This window comes from Variovorax sp. GW821-FHT09D07, assembly GCF_059416345.1.
Genome location: NZ_JBWKOY010000010.1, coordinates 167,997 through 184,397 on the forward strand (window position 1 = coordinate 167,997; position 16,401 = coordinate 184,397).

A 16,401-nucleotide genomic window follows, 5' to 3' on the forward strand; every position below is an offset into this window, starting at 1 on the left:
TGAATGATTGACATTGTCTTGGTTAATTGGAATTCTGGTGCGCTACTCCGCAGTGCGCTTGCAAGTATTGCTCGTCATCACGATAATTTGGTTGGAAAGGTTGTTGTTGTTGATAATTTTTCGTCAGATGATTCAATGGCGAATATTGACATGAATGGTTGCGAATTTAGCCTGAACGTGATTTCTAATGGGGGTAATTTTGGATTTGGCGCGGCCTGCAATCAAGGGGCAAAAATTGGTGAGAGTGAGTACATTCTTTTTTTGAACCCCGACGCGCAGTTGTTTGATGGTTCGCTGAGAATTCCGCTGAGTTACATGCAGAAGGCTGAGAACTCAAGCGTTGGAATTTCCGGGGTTCAACTGATTGATTCAAATGGGAAAGTGTCCCGCACTTGTGCTCGATTTCCAAAGGTGAGTTTACTATTTTCCCAGGCACTGGGGTTAAATAAATTTCCTTGGCTGCGCTCTTGGAGTCAGCACATGGGCGAGTGGGATCACGCTAATGATCGAGAGGTAGATCAGTTGATTGGTGCTTTTTTTATGATTCGCCGATCAATTTTTGAAAAACTAAATGGATTTGACGAGCGTTTTTTTGTCTATTTTGAAGAGGTTGATTTGTCATATCGTGCGAGTCAATCCGGGTGGCGAAGCGTCTATCTGGCTGGTGCGCAAGCCTTTCATGCTGGTGGCGGTACCTCAGCTCAAGTCAAGGCTAGTCGACTCTTTTACTCGCTGCGTAGTCGTTTGTTATATTCGTTTAAACATTTTTCTTTTCTTTCCGCGTGGGCGCTTGTAGGAATAACCCTATTTATTGAGCCTGTGTCCCGGGCGGTATTTTCTCTGATGCGCGGCGGATTGGAAGATTTTCGTAATACATTGAGGGGCTATGGAATGCTGTGGCGGGAAATTCCAAAAATTCTTAAATATTCACGCAAATGAAGATTTTGGTGCTGACCCGCTATGGGCGTTTGGGGGCCTCCTCTCGCTTGCGTTCGTTGCAGTTTTCGTCAAGTCTGAAGAGTTTTGGAATAGATGGTGCAGTTCATCCGCTTTTTGATGATGAAATGTTGACAAGGAAGTATGAGAATAAAAAATATGGTGGTTTATTGGTTCTGAAGGCGTACGCAAATCGCGTGTCGCAGTTGCTCCATCGAAGTAATTTTGATTTGATTTGGATTGAAAAAGAGGCCTTGCCATGGATGCCAGTCTCGTGGGAAAAGGCGCTGCTTACTCGCGTACCATATGTGCTCGATTACGACGATGCAGTTTTTCACAACTACGATCTGCATCCCTCAGGATTGGTTCGCCGTTTATTAGGGCACCGCATTGATCGTCTGATGGCAGGAGCAGGCTTGGTCATTGCAGGCAATGACTATTTGGCGCAGCGCGCGCGGGAGGCCGGCGCGCCATGGGTGGAGGCGTTGCCCACGGTAATTGATCTGGAGCGATATACCCCTCAATTGTCGCCTTACGAGCAGGACGGTGTACGGCGTATCGTGTGGGTTGGTTCACCGTCCACGGTCAAGTATTTGGCCGCACTTGAAGCACCATTAGCGAGGTTGGCCGCACGCTTTGCATTCAAGCTGCGCGTAATCGGTGGGGCGCTGGAGATGTCCGGCGTTGACGTCGAATGCATCCCATGGACTGAGGAGTCGGAGGTTCGGTCGATTGCGGAGTGCGATGTGGGCGTTATGCCTTTGAACGACTCGCCGTGGGAACGCGGCAAGTGCGGATACAAGCTCATTCAATATATGGCTTGCGGCTTGCCAGTCGTCGCCTCTCCTATTGGCGTGAATACCCAAATCGTGCGAGATGGCATGAACGGGTTTCTGGCGTCAACGGAAGATGCCTGGGTAGGGAGGCTAGAGCAACTGCTCAGTAATGCGGATCTCCGCAAATCCATGGGAGATGCGGGGCGTCAGCGCGTGGAAGCTGAATACTGTGTTCAGCAGGTGGGACCTCGGTTGGCAAGCCTCCTGTTAAGGGCCGGAGAAAAAAGAATATGTGCGGATTGACGGGTTTTTTGGGGGGGCTCGCTCAGGACGCATCCACTCAAGCGGACGTGGCAGAGCGCATGGCTGCGCAGATTCGGCATCGTGGGCCGGATGACGGTGGTGTATGGACAGACCCGGACGCGCAGTTTGGGTTGGGTCATCGTCGCTTGGCTGTGGTGGATCTATCTCCAGCGGGCCATCAGCCCATGCGGTCAGCGAGCGGTCGATACGTTATTGCCTTCAATGGTGAAATTTACAACCATATGGATTTGCGTGTCGAGTTGCAGAAGAAGGACCAAGCGCCCATGTGGCGAGGAACCTCTGACACCGAAACGCTCTGTGCTGGTTTTGATGAGTGGGGTGTGCAAGGCACTTTGGAGCGCGCCGCAGGCATGTTCGCCATCGCACTATGGGACAGAAGGGATCGCACGCTGACGCTGGTTCGTGACCGCGCAGGGGAGAAGCCGCTGTATTACGGATGGCAAGGCACTGGTCAAGCGGCGGTCTTCCTGTTTGGATCTGAGTTGAAGGCGCTGCGAGCGCACCCCGCGTTTGCTGCGCCAATCAGCCGTGACGCGCTGTGCCTGTACATGCGGCACAACAACATTGGTGGCGAGCGATCCATTCATCACGGCATCCGTAAATTGCTTCCGGGGACTTGGCTTACGGTTTCGCGAGATGTGCCGGAGCCGAAGATACGGGTTTACTGGTCGGCGACCGAAGTAGCGAAACGGGGAAAGGCGCAGCCCTTTATGGGGTCCGCGACCGAGGCCATCGATGCGTTGGACGGTCTGCTTAAAGATGCTGTGGGTCGGCAAATGATGGCCGATGTCCCGTTGGGGGCGTTTCTGTCCGGCGGCGTGGATTCTTCCACCGTGGTGGCAATGATGCAGGCCCAGTCTATGCGGCCGGTCAAGACGTTTTCTATCGGGTTTCCCGAGGCTGCATACAACGAAGCGGTGCATGCCAAAGCGGTGGCACGACACCTGGGTACCGATCACACGGAACTCTATGTTCAGCCGCACGAGGCCATGGCGATCATCCCGCGCTTGCCTCAGCTCTACGATGAGCCCTTCGCTGACTCATCTCAGATACCCACCTTTCTGGTCAGCCAACTCGCGCGCCAGCATGTCACGGTGTCGCTCTCCGGTGACGCCGGGGACGAACTGTTTGGAGGTTACAACCGCTACCAGTTGACGGCGAGTTTGTGGAAAAAGCTGTCAGTACTGCCGCTGCGGTTGCGCGAGGCGATGGCTTGGGGCTTGACACGCTTCTCTCCTCAAAGCCTCGACGCCTTTGCATCGCACTTGCCTGCTGCAGCGCGTTGGGCTGGTGTGGGCGACAAGTTGCACAAGGGCGCCGGGGTCATGGCGGCAAGCTCTGCGACCGAGCTGTATCTGGGAATGGTTTCACAGTGGCAGAACCCTGCGCAGATCGTGCGGGAGGGAGTGGAGCCGGCGACGCTGCTCTCGGGCTTACAGCCGCAGTTGGAGGGTTTGACCGATGTGGAACGCATGATGGCGCTCGACCTGCAAACCTACTTGCCTGATGACATCTTGACCAAGGTCGACCGCGCCGCCATGGGCGTGAGCTTGGAAACGCGCGTGCCTTTCCTCGACCACCGCGTCATGGAGTTTGCGTGGCAACTGCCGATGGAATACAAGCTGCGACGCGAAAACAAGAGCTACACGACCAAATGGGCATTGCGCCAAGTGCTGTTTCGTCATGTGCCCAAAGTGTTGATCGAGCGTCCCAAGATGGGCTTTGGTGTGCCCATCGACAGTTGGTTGCGTGGCCCCCTGCGCGCGTGGGCGGAAGACTTGTTGAGTGAGTCGCGATTGACGCGCGAGGGCTATTTCAATCCCGTCCCTATAAGACAAAGGTGGGCTGAGCATTTGAGTGGGCAGCGCAACTGGCAACATCAGCTTTGGTGCGTATTGATGTTCCAGGCTTGGCTAACGGAGCAGGCACCGGCGCAGGGCGGCGTGCGATGAAGTTCTTGTTGGTTGCCAGTCTGGCCGAATCGCTGATCAACTTTCGCGGTCCACTGATTGCAGCATTGCAAACGCACGGCCTACAGGTGCACGTTGCAGCCCCCGACTTGCCTGAGGCGAGTCCTGTTCGCCTGAGGCTGGAGGCCGAGGGCGTGGTGGTGCATGAGGTGGCCATGCGGCGCACTGGTACCAACCCGGTCGCAGACTTGCGGACTCTGTGGGGTCTTTGGCGGCTCGTCCGGCGCGTGCGGCCCGAATACGTACTGGGCTACACGATCAAGCCGGTCATCTATGGCTCGTTGGCGGCCTGGTTGGCCGGCGTTCCCAAGCGCTTTGCACTCATTACTGGATTGGGCTACGCGTTTCAAGAGGAAGGTCGGCGAAGCGGGTTGCAGGCGTTGGTGCAGCGGTTGTATGCGATTGCCTTGGCATGCGTGCACACGGTGTTTTTTCAGAACCCAGACGACGAGGCACTGTTTCGCGAACGCAAGCTTCTGAAGCCGAACGCTCGGAGCTACGTGGTCAACGGTTCCGGCGTGGATGTTGCCGCTTTCGAGACGGTGCCGCTGCCAGCGGGATCGGCATGCTTTCTCTTGATTGCCCGCTTGCTCGGGGATAAGGGTGTGCGTGAGTATGCGGAGGCCGCTCGCAGAGTCCGGACTGCGCATCCCAGTGCGCGTTGCCTTTTGGTGGGTTGGCTCGACACCAACCCTAACGCCATTGCGCAACACGAGTTGGACACTTGGGTGGCTGACGGGGCACTGGATTTCTTGGGGCGCCTGCATGATGTGCGCCCGGCCATTGCTCGCAGCAGTGTGTATGTGTTGCCTAGCTATCGAGAGGGCACGCCTCGCACTGTGCTGGAAGCCATGGCAATGGGGCGCGCGATTATCACCACCGACGCTCCCGGTTGCCGCGAGACAGTGGTGCATGGCGAAAACGGGCTACTGGTGCCGGTCAAGTCGGTCGATGCATTGGAGCAGGCCATGCTGAAGTTTGTTGAAGATGAAGGGTTGGCACAGCGCATGGGGCAGCGGTCACGGCACATGGCAGAAGTGAAATACGACGTACATAAAGTCAACGCCACGATGCTGCGAGAGATGGGGGTCGAATGAAGCGGTTGTTCGATCTCATCGTGGCTAGTCTGGCGCTCGCACTCTTGGGCATTCCGCTGTTGTTCCTGACATGGCAGGTGCGCCGCAAGCTGGGAAAGCCCGCGTTCTTTCGCCAGACGCGGCCGGGCTTGAAGGGGCAGCCGTTCAATATGGTCAAGTTCCGCACAATGACGGATGAGCGTGGCCCCGACGGTCAACTGCTGCCCGATGCAGACCGGTTGACTCCCTTCGGTCGCTTCTTGCGTGCCAGCAGCTTGGACGAACTGCCCGAGCTCTGGAACGTGCTCAAAGGCGATATGAGTCTGGTTGGCCCGCGTCCATTGCTGATGAGCTATTTGTCGTTGTACTCCGCCGAACAATCTCGACGTCATGAAGTTCGGCCCGGCATCACGGGGTGGGCGCAGATCAATGGACGCAATGCGCTGAGCTGGGAAGAAAAATTCAGGCTTGACGTGTGGTATGTGAATAACCGTTCGATGTGGCTCGACCTGAAGATTCTTCTTCTCACCATCAAGAAGGTCGTTGTGCGGGAGGGCATTAGCTCGGCGGGTGAGGCAACTATGGCCGCGTTCACTGGGTCTGGCCGCGATTCGACTAAAGGAAAGAAATGACAAATGATCTAGTGAAGAACTCGAGTCAATCGGCACACGCTCGGATTTTGGATATCGCGAAATTTTTGCCTGAAAAGCGATTGACGAATACTGAGCTCGCGGATTTGTACCCGGGTTGGCCCGAGGAAAAGATTTTCGAAAAAACGGGAATTAAGGAGCGGCGGATTGCGGAGACGGAGCAAACCGCGACCGATCTGGCATTTGAGGCCGCGCAGATTTTATTTCAACAAGGAAAGTGCAAGGCATCGGATGTGGATTTCATCCTGCTATGCACACAAGCCCCTGATTACATTCTTCCGACCTCTGCCTGTCTCCTTCAAAATCGTCTGGGAATTTCTACGGCCGCAGGTGCGCTGGATATCAATTTAGGATGCTCGGGATTCGTGTACGGTCTCTCAATCGCCAAAGGGTTAATAGAAACAGGTGCAGCCAAATGTGTTCTCTTATTAACTGCGGACACTTACTCCAAATACATTCACCCATTGGATAAAAGTGTTCGAACTCTTTTTGGTGACGGCGCTGCGGCAACGGTTGTTGTCGCAGGCGGGAATTCGGATTCGATAGGGCCATTTGTTTTTGGGACTGACGGCGCCGGAGCCGCTAATCTAATTGTGGAGGCTGGGGGATTTCGTAATCCATCAAATGAGGGAACTGGTGTTGAGGTTGAAGATGATTCTGGAAATGTTCGTTCGGCCAATAACCTTTTCATGAATGGCGGAGAGATATTTTCTTTCTCATTGAGAGAGGTTCCGGCCGCGCTGAACGGGTTAATCGAGAAATCTGGCGTCACTCGGGATCACATCGATTTCTACGTCTTGCATCAAGCAAATAAATTCATGCTTGAATCGCTGAGAAAACGCATGAAGATCGCTGTTGAGAAATTCCCGATCTATGTCGAATGCTGCGGGAATACAGTTTCCTCCTCGATTCCAATGGCACTTTGCGAGATGAGAGAGAATGGCTTGCTAGATTCGACGAAAAAATTCGCGCTAGTGGGGTTTGGGGTTGGGTATTCTTGGGCTGCGGGTTTTATAACTTTTTAATTTTTTAATTGGAGTAAATAATGAGCGAATTTTACGAAGGCTTGGCAGAAATTTTGGAGGTGGATGTTGTGGAGGTAAATCCAGAATTCAATTTGCAAAGTACGGGATGGGACTCTCTTGCGGTTGTTTCTACCATCGCCTTGGTTGATGATTGCTTTGGCATCGTTTTGGAGGGGCAAGCTTTGGATGATTGCGAGACGGTTGGTGATATTGAAAAACTTGTTGCCTTGAAGAAAAAGGCCTAACCGATGAGCCAGTCGCCGAAATCTGAGAGAAGAATATTCGTAAATGGTGCGAGGTTGGCGGGCGTGGTTTCTTGCGTTCCCTCCCAAAAAATTGATAATAATCACTTCTCTTCGCTATTCGGTGACTCTAGCGTCAATGAAGTTGTAAAGATGATTGGCGTGCAGAGTCGCCGATGGGTTTCTGCGGAGACGACAACGGTTGATTTGTGTCGAAAGGCGGGAGAGCGTTTGCTCGCCGGTCTCAATTGGTCTCCTGATTCAATTGACGCAATAATTTTTGTCTCTCAAACGCCTGACTACAGACTACCCGCCAGCGCGTGTGTTCTTCAAGGTGAACTTGGTTTCAGTTCGTCTTGTATTGCGTTCGACGTAAATTTAGGATGCTCTGGCTACCCTTACGCGGTATGGCTTGGGATGAGCATGATCCAAAGTGGCGCTGCAAAGAGAGTTTTGCTTGCTGTGGGCGATACGATCAGCAAACTCGTGGATCCCAATGATCGGGCAACCGCGATGCTATTTGGTGACGCAGGTAGCATGACTGCACTGGAGGAAGACGACCCCGGCACCAGAGCCAATTTTGTTCTGGGTACGGACGGAAAGGGAGCAAAAAACCTGGTTGTGCCTCGTGGCGCCTCCCGAGAGAACGCTCTGTTGGGTGATGCACGGTTGGAAAAAAGAAATCCGGACTGCCTATATATGGATGGCGGTGAAATATTCAATTTCACACTTCGCTCGATACCGCCTCTTATTAATGATTTGCTATGTCAGGCGAGTAAAGAGGTGGGGGAGTATGATGCATTTCTTTTTCATCAAGCAAATCTCTTTATGTTGAGGCATATCGCCAAAAAGGCGAAATTACCGCCGGAGATTGTCCCGTTAAATATCGAGGAGTACGGAAATACAAGCTGTACATCAATTCCACTTCTTCTTACTACTCGACTTTGCGAGACGCTCTTGATCAAAGAGCTTCAGGTGGCAATTTTTGGTTTTGGGGTTGGATATTCCTGGGGAGCAGCCTCATTGAAAATTGGACCACTCCAATGCGTGGAAACGATAGAGCTATGAATGTTTTTAGTGCGAATTGTTTGCAGGGTGGAAATTTCTTGGTTACCGGAGCCTCATCGGGGCTGGGTTATGAGACTGCAAAATTGATCGCTGCCTGTGGGGGCACGGTTGTAGCCACTGGTCGAGATGTAACGCGATTGGAAAATCTGAAGAGCGAGTTGCGGGCTGGAGTCGAGCACGTGATCGCACCGGTTGAAATGAAAGACGCAGACCAGGTTGCGGTGTGGACTAAATCGATTTCAGAAAGTCACGGTCCGTTCATGGGGGTATTTCATGCGGCTGGAGTTGAGTTGACCAAACCTGTTCGTTTGATGAAACAGGCGCAGCTCGATGAATTTTTTTCGAGCAGCCTTTATGCTGCCTTTGGCATCGCTCGGGCTGCAAGTCAAAAAGGAGTACTTGTTGATGGTGCATCCATACTTTTCATGTCGTCAGTTGCTGGCTTAAGGGGAACACCCGGCCTGACAACATATTCTGCTGCAAAGGCCGGTATTGACGGTTTGATGAGGTCGTTGGCGTGTGAGTTGGCGGGGCGGAAGATAAGAGTAAATTCCGTTGCGGCCGGCGCAGTAGAAACTGCGATGCATGCTCGGCATGTCGCGGCAATCGGAATAAATGCAACGGAGATTTATCGGGCTCGGCATCCGCTGGGGTTTGGCATCCCCATGGATGTTGCAAATATTGCGGTTTTTCTGATGTCGCCGGCGGCGCGATGGATAACAGGCGCCTGTATTCCGGTCGATGGCGGATATACAGCTCAATGAAAGATTTTAGAATAATCCTTGTAGGGGGCGGCGGATTCGGGCGCGAGGTGATTTCTTGGTGCGCTGATTTTCGGGCGAATGGAGAATATCCGGAGGTATTTGGCTTCATTGATGATAATGAGTCTGCGTTGAAAAATTTTGACTATGGAACACGGTATCTCGGCGGCATAGCTGCTTACCAGCCCTGCGCTGAAGATTTATTTCTACTGGGTATTGCTAATCCGCTGGCTAAAGAAAAGATCGTCGAAGTTCTCCGTTCCAAGGGTGGACGATTTGTGTCGCTGGTGCATCCAAGTGCGGTTGTGGCAAGGACAGCTCAGTTGGGAGAGGGGGTGGTTGTTTGCCCTTTTGCGTTGGTTTCAGCTGATACCCGGATTGGAAATTTTGTGACAATCAATGTAATGTCGAGTATTGGCCACGACTCCCAAGTGGGTGATTTTTCTACTTTGAGTGGTCATGTGGATGTGACTGGTCAAGTCGTTGTCGGGAGTTCCGTTTTCTTCGGCACCGGAGCAAAGATCTTGCCCAGAATCAAGATTGGTTCACGCGCGATCATTGGTGCGGGCAGTACCGTGGTGCGCTCGGTTCCATTGGGTACGACCATGTATGCGGCGCCAGCAAAGCGGCTTTCTATACATAAGCCGCAAAGCGACGATAAACAACAGGACTGATGATGCTGAATACCTATTTCTCCCCTTGGCCCAGCTTCACAGCCGAAGAAGCCGATGCCCTAAAGCGCGTACTCTTATCCAACAAGGTCAACTATTGGACCGGGCAAGAGTGCCGAGCATTTGAAAAGGAGTTCGCCGCTTGGGCAGACTCTGCGCATGCTGTTGCGCTGGCCAATGGCACGCTGGCTCTGGATGTGATTCTCAAGGGCATGAATATCGGACCGGGAGATGAGGTGATAGTGACGCCGCGGACTTTCATTGCCAGCGTCTCATGTGTCGTGAACGCGGGAGCAACCCCAGTGTTTGCGGATGTCGATGTCGAGAGTGGCAACCTGTCCGCCGAGACCATCGCACAAGTGATGACGCCCCGAACCAAGGCAGTCATCTGCGTGCATCTAGGCGGCTGGCCGTGTGACATGGATCCGATCATGGCGCTTGCAGCCGCGCATGATTTCAAAGTGATCGAAGACTGCGCGCAGGCGCATGGTGCCCGTTACAAGGGGCGATCCGTCGGTTCCATCGGTCATGCAGGCGCCTGGTCGTTTTGCCAAGACAAGATCATGACTACGGGCGGAGAAGGCGGCATGGTGACGACCAGCGACGAAGCGTTGTGGCGCGCTATGTGGCAGTACAAGGATCACGGAAAGAGCTATGAAGCCGTCTACGAGCGCGAGCACCCGCCGGGCTTTCGCTGGGTGCACGAAAGTTTCGGCACCAATTGGCGAATGCTGGAGCTGCAGGCTGTCGTCGGTCGCATTCAACTGCGCCGGATGACAGATTGGACTTCTGCGCGTACGCGTCATGCGCAGGCTCTGTGGGAAGCTGCTCGTCCCCATGCCGCAGTGCGGGTGCCCGCCTTTGTGGACCAAGACGCGGCGGGTAGTGCTCATGCGCACTACAAATGCTACGTTTACGTGCAGCCGGAAAAGTTGGCGACAGGGTGGAGCCGCGATCGAATCGTCGAGGCGATCCAAGCACATGGCGTGCCCTGCTATCAGGGGTCTTGCTCCGAGGTTTACTTGGAGCGAGCGTTCGATGGCACGGGTTGGCGGCCGGCTGAACGATTGCCTGTTGCTCGCGCATTGGGGGAAACGAGCCTGATGTTTCTCGTGCACCCGACACTTACCTCGATCGAGATGGAGAAGAGCTGCAAGGTCATCGCGCAGGTGCTGGCAGAGGCATCGGCGTGAGTGTGTTGTGGGCTCGCCTCGCGGCCCACGCGATCTTGTGGCGCTGGCTGCTGGTCATTGCCATGCTGGCGTTGTTGGTGCTGAGCTTGATGCCCGCCTCTCTTTCGGTGCCGAGTACGGGCTGGGACAAGAGCAATCACGCGCTAGGTTTTGCAGTCTTGGCATTCCTTGCGTATGGGGCGTGGCCGGGACGCATCCCGCTATCGCTCTTGGGGCTGCTCGGCTACGGAGGGCTGATTGAAGTGCTGCAGTCGCTCACGCCCGATCGAATGGCCGAGTGGAGCGACCTATGGGCGGATGGGATTGGCCTGATGATCGGCACTGCCGTTGCTTCGCTGTTACAACGGTTTTCGGTAACGCGAAAGGTTTGAGACGGCAGGGCGAAAGGTTTGAGACGGCAGGGCTCCTAGTAGTTGCAGTCGTGACAACTGCTACTGCGAGACTGGCTTCACCGGGCCTGACGCGAGGAGGAGGAGGTGCTCTGATGCTCCCTCACCCCTCCGAACTGGCCCAGTGAGTCGAGCACTCATGCCTCTTTGTACTTGTATTCGGTATATCGATAACCGCCGTACTTGTAGCCGTAGCTACCATAGTGCCGGCGAGAAAGGTCCATGCCGTTGAAGACCACACCGTTAACCTGCTGGCCCGCATGCGCGAGGCGTTTGACGCTCTCATTCAATTCGCCGAGTTGGGTCAGGTTGTCACGGGCAACCAGCAAGACAGCGCCGGCATGTGCTGCGACCGCTGCAGCGTCGGCCGCCACCAGCACGGGCGGGCTGTCGATCACAACCAGGTCGTAGCGCTCCGAGAAGTCGTTCAGCAGTTCGCCCAGCTTTGACGAAAGCATCATGTTGGCTGGGTTGAACGGATAGTTTCCGGTTGTCAAAACATCCAGGTTGGGGATCACTTGCCCGTGAATGGTCTGCTCGGGAGACATATCACCTGCCAAGACGTCGGCCAAACCACCTTTGCGCGGGAGACCAAATGCTTTTTGGAGGTGCCCCTTTCGCAAGTCGGCGTCGATCAGCAGCACGCGCTTGCCCGCCTGTGCCATGAGGACGGCGAAGTTGCCCGAGACGAAGCTCTTTCCCACCCCAGGGGTGGCACCTGTGATGAGCACGCGGTTGTTGCCACTCTCCATCAATGTCAGCTGCAGAGACACCCGCAGGTTGCGCAGACTCTCGATGGCAAGGCTTTCGGGAGAGGTTACGGCCAGCAGTTGCACGCCCTTCGCGCCGCCGGCAATGTGCTCCAGGATCGTTTCTTGCTCGAGTGCCAATGGAACGACGGAGTAGACGTTCAGGCCGAGCCGATCTTCGATCTCTTGAGGATTGCGGATGCCACTCGACAATTTGCTACGAAGGATGGCCAATGCCACGCCGGCCAACAGGCCCAGCACCAGCGAAAGCGCCACGATCATGGACTTTTGAGGTTTGACAGCCTTCTTAGGTTCAACCGCTGTGTCAAGCAGCCGTACGTTGCCGATCTTGCCTTCCTTGACTAGGCGCAACTGCAAAGAGCTGTTCAGTAGCGACTTGTAAAGTTCACCATTGACGCGGACGTCGCGCTCCAGCCGTAGGGCGTCGCGCTGTATCGCAGGCATGGCACTCACGCGAGTTTCGAGACCGTTGATCTCATGCTGGATGGCCGCAATCTGACCATCGATCATGCGGACCTTCGGGTTGGTCTCTGTAAAGCGCGCTAGCAGTTCACGTCGTTGTTGTTGGGATTCAAGTCGTTTGGTTTGTAGCTGTACCGACAATTCCAGCACGGCCTTGGCTTCTTCATCGAAGGCGACGGTGCCGTTCTGGTTGCGAAAGCGTGCGTACGCGTCCTCAGAGTCTTCAAGCTGCGTTTTGAACTCGGGCAGCTGTCGGTCGAGGAACTCGATGGTTTTTTCCGCTTCAGCCGCCTTGCGCTCGACGTTTTGGCGCACGTACTGTGCGCCGATTTCGTTGAGGGTGCGCCGCAGGCGGTCGCGGTCGCTATCTTCAAGTGCGACGCTGATCACATTCGACTGTTTGCCTTGCTCACTGAGTTGAATGCGCTTCTGTAAGTCCTCGGTCGTTGCGAGCGACGATGCACGCGAGACGAGGAATTCGGCGCCAGGTTTGCCATTGATGCGCGAAACCATCAGGGTGATGGTTCCGCCTGGGACCTGCTGACTGAGCATCTTGCCGACTGTGCCAGTCAGTGGTTCAGCGAGGTCGGGGTGTGAGAGCGAGTACTGATCGCCGGTCCGCGCAATGATCGTGAAGGGCTGCTGGTCTTCGAGTGCGGAGGGGATGTCGAACTTGGAGATGTCGATGGCTTCAGTGCCGGAGACGTATCCGCCTATTCCCAGAAAACCCGGGTCTGACAATTCCTTGGAACGCCGAGAGAGCCATTCGCCAATAACGGGGACATGGCGCGGCCGAGCGTCTATGTACAGGCGCATGGCTTCCACGGCTCCCCCGATGACCATCCGTGAACGGATGATCTGGATTTCGCCGGTAGCGGGCGTCTTCACATCAAAGAGGTTGGCCGTGTCGCCGAGAAAGTTCTTGGCGTCAGGTGCGGAGTCCTCGACCTGAATCAGTAGGTTAGATTGGTAGATTGGGGTGGTCAGAAGCGCGTAGGCAACCCCTAGTGCAAGAGCTACTGCGGCGACACCTGCTACGAGCCATTTCCGATCGAGCAGGATGTCTATGTATTCGGACAAGTTGATGGCGTCATCGTCATCGTCGCGAGGGCGGACCGTGTTGGGCGTCAAAGGGGCCGATGTGGAAGCAGAAGGGGTCATGAGAGTTTGCGAATACGCTCGGCCCAAGCGTGGGCACCATCAGCGATGAGTTGCAAGGCGTGTTCGAACGCTGGGAGGCCCAGGCGATAGGGGTCGGGAATGTCGACGCGCGCAACCTCACCCAGTCGGAACAATTTGCCGCGAGTCAGCGGATGGCGTTGACCAATGTGGACTCGTTGCGCTTCGTCCATCGCAAGAATGAGATCGGCCTGCTGGCACATCTGCCCTGTGAGTTGGCGTGCGCGGTGGTCCTCGATGTCGATGCCGCGTGCGGCCATCAACTTGCGTGCGATCGGATCTGCGGGGTGACCGACCAGAGCGCCCGTCCCGGCAGACGTGACTTGAACCTGTGGCAATGCGGCCGCGATCAGTGCTTCCCCCATGGGACTGCGACAGATGTTGCCGATGCATACCACCAGAACGGATTTCATGAGACTTGGCTCCCTGCGAAGGCTTGTGCCTCTGTTGTCAGATTCAACGTATTGCGTACCGCGTGCTTCATGTTTCGCATGAATCATGTGTCGTACAGAAATTCCCTCATTTCTTAGTTGAGGCGATCGGATCGCGTCATCTAGACGGGAGGGCTGAAGGCTAGGCACGTCTTGGGCATTGTAGTCAGGGCGCTTGGAGTCACCGCCCAGTGGATGTATGCCAAGCGGTGAGCGTTCTGGGCCCGAATCGGTCATAGCTGCCAAAGTGGCCGCCGATCCAAAACGCTGATGAGCGGCTCCATGACTAAAGTCATGTCGATGCAAAAGATACAAAAAATGACATTTTGAATGTCGCGAATCCCCTGAATTGGGGGGGAGGGGTGGGTACCCTTCACGGACAATTGTTGCAGCGCGGCACCCTGTAGGTGCCGCAGGAGTTTTCAGTGTGATCAATCGTCTGGCTGCGCCCTTGCTTGCCTTGCCGCGCCCCGTGAAGCGCATGCTGGCTCTAGGGGTTGATGCAATGCTCTGCGTCCTGTGTGTCTGGTTGGCATTCAGCTTTCGCTTCGAGCAATGGATGGCTCCACGCGGCGTTCAGTGGTCAGCTGTCGCGGTGGCTGTCGCCCTTGCGCTTCCCCTCTTTGTGGTTTTCGGGCTCTATCGAGCCATCTTTCGGTATGCCGGAACGGCCGCAGTCATGGCGATCGTGCGCGCGTGCGTACTCTTTGGCCTCGGCTATGCGTTGATCTTTGCGGTGGTCGGTGTGCGAGGGGTGCCGCGCACGGTCGGTCTGTTGGTGCCCTTGCTCTTGTTCTTGGCCATCGCTGGCTCGCGCATGTTTGCGCGCTACTGGTTGGGGGGGCTTTACATGAGCGCCCTGCAGCGCAAGCAACTACCTCAGGTTGTGATCTACGGCGCCGGTAGCGCGGGGTTGCAACTGGCTGCGGCATTGGCCCAAAGTCGGGACATGGTCGTCCGAGCTTTCGTTGACGATGACTTGCATCTCCAAGGCAACACGATCAACGGCCTGCGCATTCAATCTTCGGATTGGCTTAGCAACAATGCCGCCAGTTGGGGCATCACGGACGTGCTCTTGGCGATGCCTTCAGCCAGTCGTGGGCGTCGCGTTGAAATCCTGAACCAGTTGTTGCCATTGCATCTGCATGTACGCATGCTTCCGGGGCTGCTCGACTTGGCTAACGGCAAGGTGCAGGTCAATGATCTGGTTGAAGTCGACATCGAGGACTTGCTGGGGCGGGATCCAGTCGAGCCGGTGGCAGACCTACTGCACAAGCACATCCGTGGTCGGGTGGTGTTGGTCACCGGAGCTGGTGGTTCCATCGGCAGTGAACTGTGCCGGCAGATCGTTCAGCTGTCGCCTTCCACGCTGCTGCTTGTGGAGTTGAGCGAGTACGCGCTCTATGGCATCCACCAGGAGCTGGAACAGTTGGCGCCGAACGTCCGTGTCGTCCCTCTGCTCGCTTCGGTGTGCGATGCGGCGCGGCTGCGTGAAGTGATGCGCGCCTGGCGCCCTGACACGGTCTATCACGCGGCGGCATACAAGCATGTGCCACTCGTCGAGCACAACCCGGCAGAGGGTGTGCGAAACAACGCGATGGGCACGCTCACGACGGCGCGGATCGCGATGGAGTGCAAGGTTCCCAACTTTGTCCTGATCAGCACCGACAAGGCTGTGCGGCCGACGAACATCATGGGGGCCAGCAAGCGCGTCGCCGAAATGGCGTTGCAGGGGCTGGCACAGCAGAGTTCGGACACCTGCTTCTCGATGGTCCGTTTCGGTAACGTGCTCGGCTCCAGTGGTTCAGTGGTGCCGTTGTTTCGAAGGCAGATCGAGGCGGGCGGCCCGATCACGTTGACGCATGCAGACATCACGCGCTATTTCATGACCATTCCCGAAGCCGCCCAGTTGGTGATTCAGGCGGGCGCGATGGCGCAGGGTGGCGATGTCTTCGTGCTCGATATGGGCGAGCCGGTACGAATCATCGACCTCGCTCGTCGGCTGGTGGAGCTTTCGGGGCGTACGGTCCGTGACGAGCATTCGCCGGATGGCGATATCGAACTCCAGGTGACCGGATTGCGGCCTGGCGAGAAGCTCTACGAAGAGCTCCTGATTGGCGACAGCGCGATGCCTACAGCGCATCCTCGTGTCATGAAGGCACACGATCCCTGTCTGCCTTGGAATGAGCTCTGGCGCCAGTTCGAGACGCTGAATGCGGCACTCGAAAGCAGCGATGTGCCGATGCTGAAGCAGACGCTGACGCAGATGCTACCCGGCTATCGGCCTCATGCGGAGGTGGTGGATTGGGTGCATATGGAGCGTCACCGTGTGCGTGACCGTGCTCTGCCCATCGCAGCGGCAGTCGGCGCTGCGCAGGTGGGCGAGGCCAACCAGCCATCCGCGCCGAATCAGATTGTCGTGGCAATCTGATTCGATAGAACTGCTTCGTTCTTTTCTCGCCCTGGTTCGCTGGGGCG

Annotated in this window: 15 protein-coding genes; 13 read left to right on the forward strand and 2 right to left on the reverse strand. The window is 55.7% G+C overall.

What is annotated here, in order from left to right; genetic code table 11:
• Nucleotides 1-3 precede the first annotated feature (3 nt).
• From AC07OX_RS27650 to AC07OX_RS27705, 12 genes are read left to right on the forward strand one after another with little or no spacing between them, the layout of a single operon-like run.
• Nucleotides 4-939 (forward strand): glycosyltransferase family 2 protein, encoded by a 936-nt coding sequence (locus tag AC07OX_RS27650; RefSeq protein WP_495262607.1) that lies wholly within the window; start codon nucleotides 4-6, stop codon nucleotides 937-939.
• The gene (locus AC07OX_RS27655) at nucleotides 936-2,015 is read left to right on the forward strand and encodes a glycosyltransferase family 4 protein (protein ID WP_495262606.1); all 1,080 of its coding nucleotides are present in this window, start codon (nucleotides 936-938) and stop codon (nucleotides 2,013-2,015) included. The genes AC07OX_RS27650 and AC07OX_RS27655 overlap by 4 nt, the downstream gene beginning before the upstream one ends.
• Nucleotides 2,003-3,988, forward strand: a complete 1,986-nt coding sequence (gene asnB, locus AC07OX_RS27660; protein ID WP_495262605.1) for an asparagine synthase (glutamine-hydrolyzing) — start codon at nucleotides 2,003-2,005, stop codon at nucleotides 3,986-3,988. Before AC07OX_RS27655 ends, asnB begins: the two co-directional genes overlap by 13 nt.
• Entirely contained in the window at nucleotides 3,985-5,103 is a 1,119-nt protein-coding gene (locus tag AC07OX_RS27665; protein ID WP_495262604.1) for a glycosyltransferase family 4 protein, read from the forward strand. The genes asnB and AC07OX_RS27665 overlap by 4 nt, the downstream gene beginning before the upstream one ends.
• Nucleotides 5,100-5,714 (forward strand): sugar transferase, encoded by a 615-nt coding sequence (locus AC07OX_RS27670; RefSeq protein WP_495262603.1) that lies wholly within the window; start codon nucleotides 5,100-5,102, stop codon nucleotides 5,712-5,714. Before AC07OX_RS27665 ends, AC07OX_RS27670 begins: the two co-directional genes overlap by 4 nt.
• Nucleotides 5,711-6,757 carry a ketoacyl-ACP synthase III gene (locus AC07OX_RS27675; protein WP_495262602.1) on the forward strand — a complete coding sequence of 349 codons (1,047 nt, stop codon included), beginning with the start codon at nucleotides 5,711-5,713 and terminating at the stop codon, nucleotides 6,755-6,757. The genes AC07OX_RS27670 and AC07OX_RS27675 overlap by 4 nt, the downstream gene beginning before the upstream one ends.
• Nucleotides 6,758-6,777: 20 nt before the next feature.
• Nucleotides 6,778-7,002: an acyl carrier protein gene (locus AC07OX_RS27680; protein WP_495262601.1), complete on the forward strand. Its 225-nt coding sequence runs from the start codon at nucleotides 6,778-6,780 to the stop codon at nucleotides 7,000-7,002.
• Between the two features lie 3 nt (nucleotides 7,003-7,005).
• On the forward strand, nucleotides 7,006-8,067 hold the full coding sequence (locus AC07OX_RS27685; protein ID WP_495262600.1) for a ketoacyl-ACP synthase III: 1,062 nt from the start codon (nucleotides 7,006-7,008) through the stop codon (nucleotides 8,065-8,067).
• Nucleotides 8,064-8,831 carry an SDR family NAD(P)-dependent oxidoreductase gene (locus tag AC07OX_RS27690; RefSeq protein WP_495262599.1) on the forward strand — a complete coding sequence of 256 codons (768 nt, stop codon included), beginning with the start codon at nucleotides 8,064-8,066 and terminating at the stop codon, nucleotides 8,829-8,831. Before AC07OX_RS27685 ends, AC07OX_RS27690 begins: the two co-directional genes overlap by 4 nt.
• Nucleotides 8,828-9,502 (forward strand): acetyltransferase, encoded by a 675-nt coding sequence (locus AC07OX_RS27695; protein ID WP_495262598.1) that lies wholly within the window; start codon nucleotides 8,828-8,830, stop codon nucleotides 9,500-9,502. Before AC07OX_RS27690 ends, AC07OX_RS27695 begins: the two co-directional genes overlap by 4 nt.
• Nucleotides 9,503-9,504: 2 nt before the next feature.
• Nucleotides 9,505-10,692, forward strand: a complete 1,188-nt coding sequence (locus AC07OX_RS27700; RefSeq protein WP_495262597.1) for a DegT/DnrJ/EryC1/StrS family aminotransferase — start codon at nucleotides 9,505-9,507, stop codon at nucleotides 10,690-10,692.
• Nucleotides 10,689-11,063, forward strand: a complete 375-nt coding sequence (locus tag AC07OX_RS27705; protein ID WP_495262596.1) for a VanZ family protein — start codon at nucleotides 10,689-10,691, stop codon at nucleotides 11,061-11,063. Before AC07OX_RS27700 ends, AC07OX_RS27705 begins: the two co-directional genes overlap by 4 nt.
• Before the next feature lie 155 nt (nucleotides 11,064-11,218).
• Here AC07OX_RS27705 and AC07OX_RS27710 read toward each other — a convergent pair whose 3' ends face one another.
• Nucleotides 11,219-13,474, reverse strand: coding sequence for a polysaccharide biosynthesis tyrosine autokinase (locus AC07OX_RS27710; protein WP_495262595.1), 2,256 nt, complete (start codon nucleotides 13,472-13,474; stop codon nucleotides 11,219-11,221).
• A complete protein-coding gene (locus AC07OX_RS27715) occupies nucleotides 13,471-13,905 on the reverse strand; it encodes a low molecular weight protein-tyrosine-phosphatase (RefSeq protein WP_495262594.1) in 435 nt (144 codons plus the stop codon). The genes AC07OX_RS27710 and AC07OX_RS27715 overlap by 4 nt, the downstream gene beginning before the upstream one ends.
• 445 nt (nucleotides 13,906-14,350) lie before the next feature.
• On the opposite strand from AC07OX_RS27715, the gene AC07OX_RS27720 reads away from it, so the two are divergent.
• Nucleotides 14,351-16,354 carry a polysaccharide biosynthesis protein gene (locus AC07OX_RS27720; protein ID WP_495262593.1) on the forward strand — a complete coding sequence of 668 codons (2,004 nt, stop codon included), beginning with the start codon at nucleotides 14,351-14,353 and terminating at the stop codon, nucleotides 16,352-16,354.
• The last annotated feature ends 47 nt before the right edge of the window (nucleotides 16,355-16,401 follow it).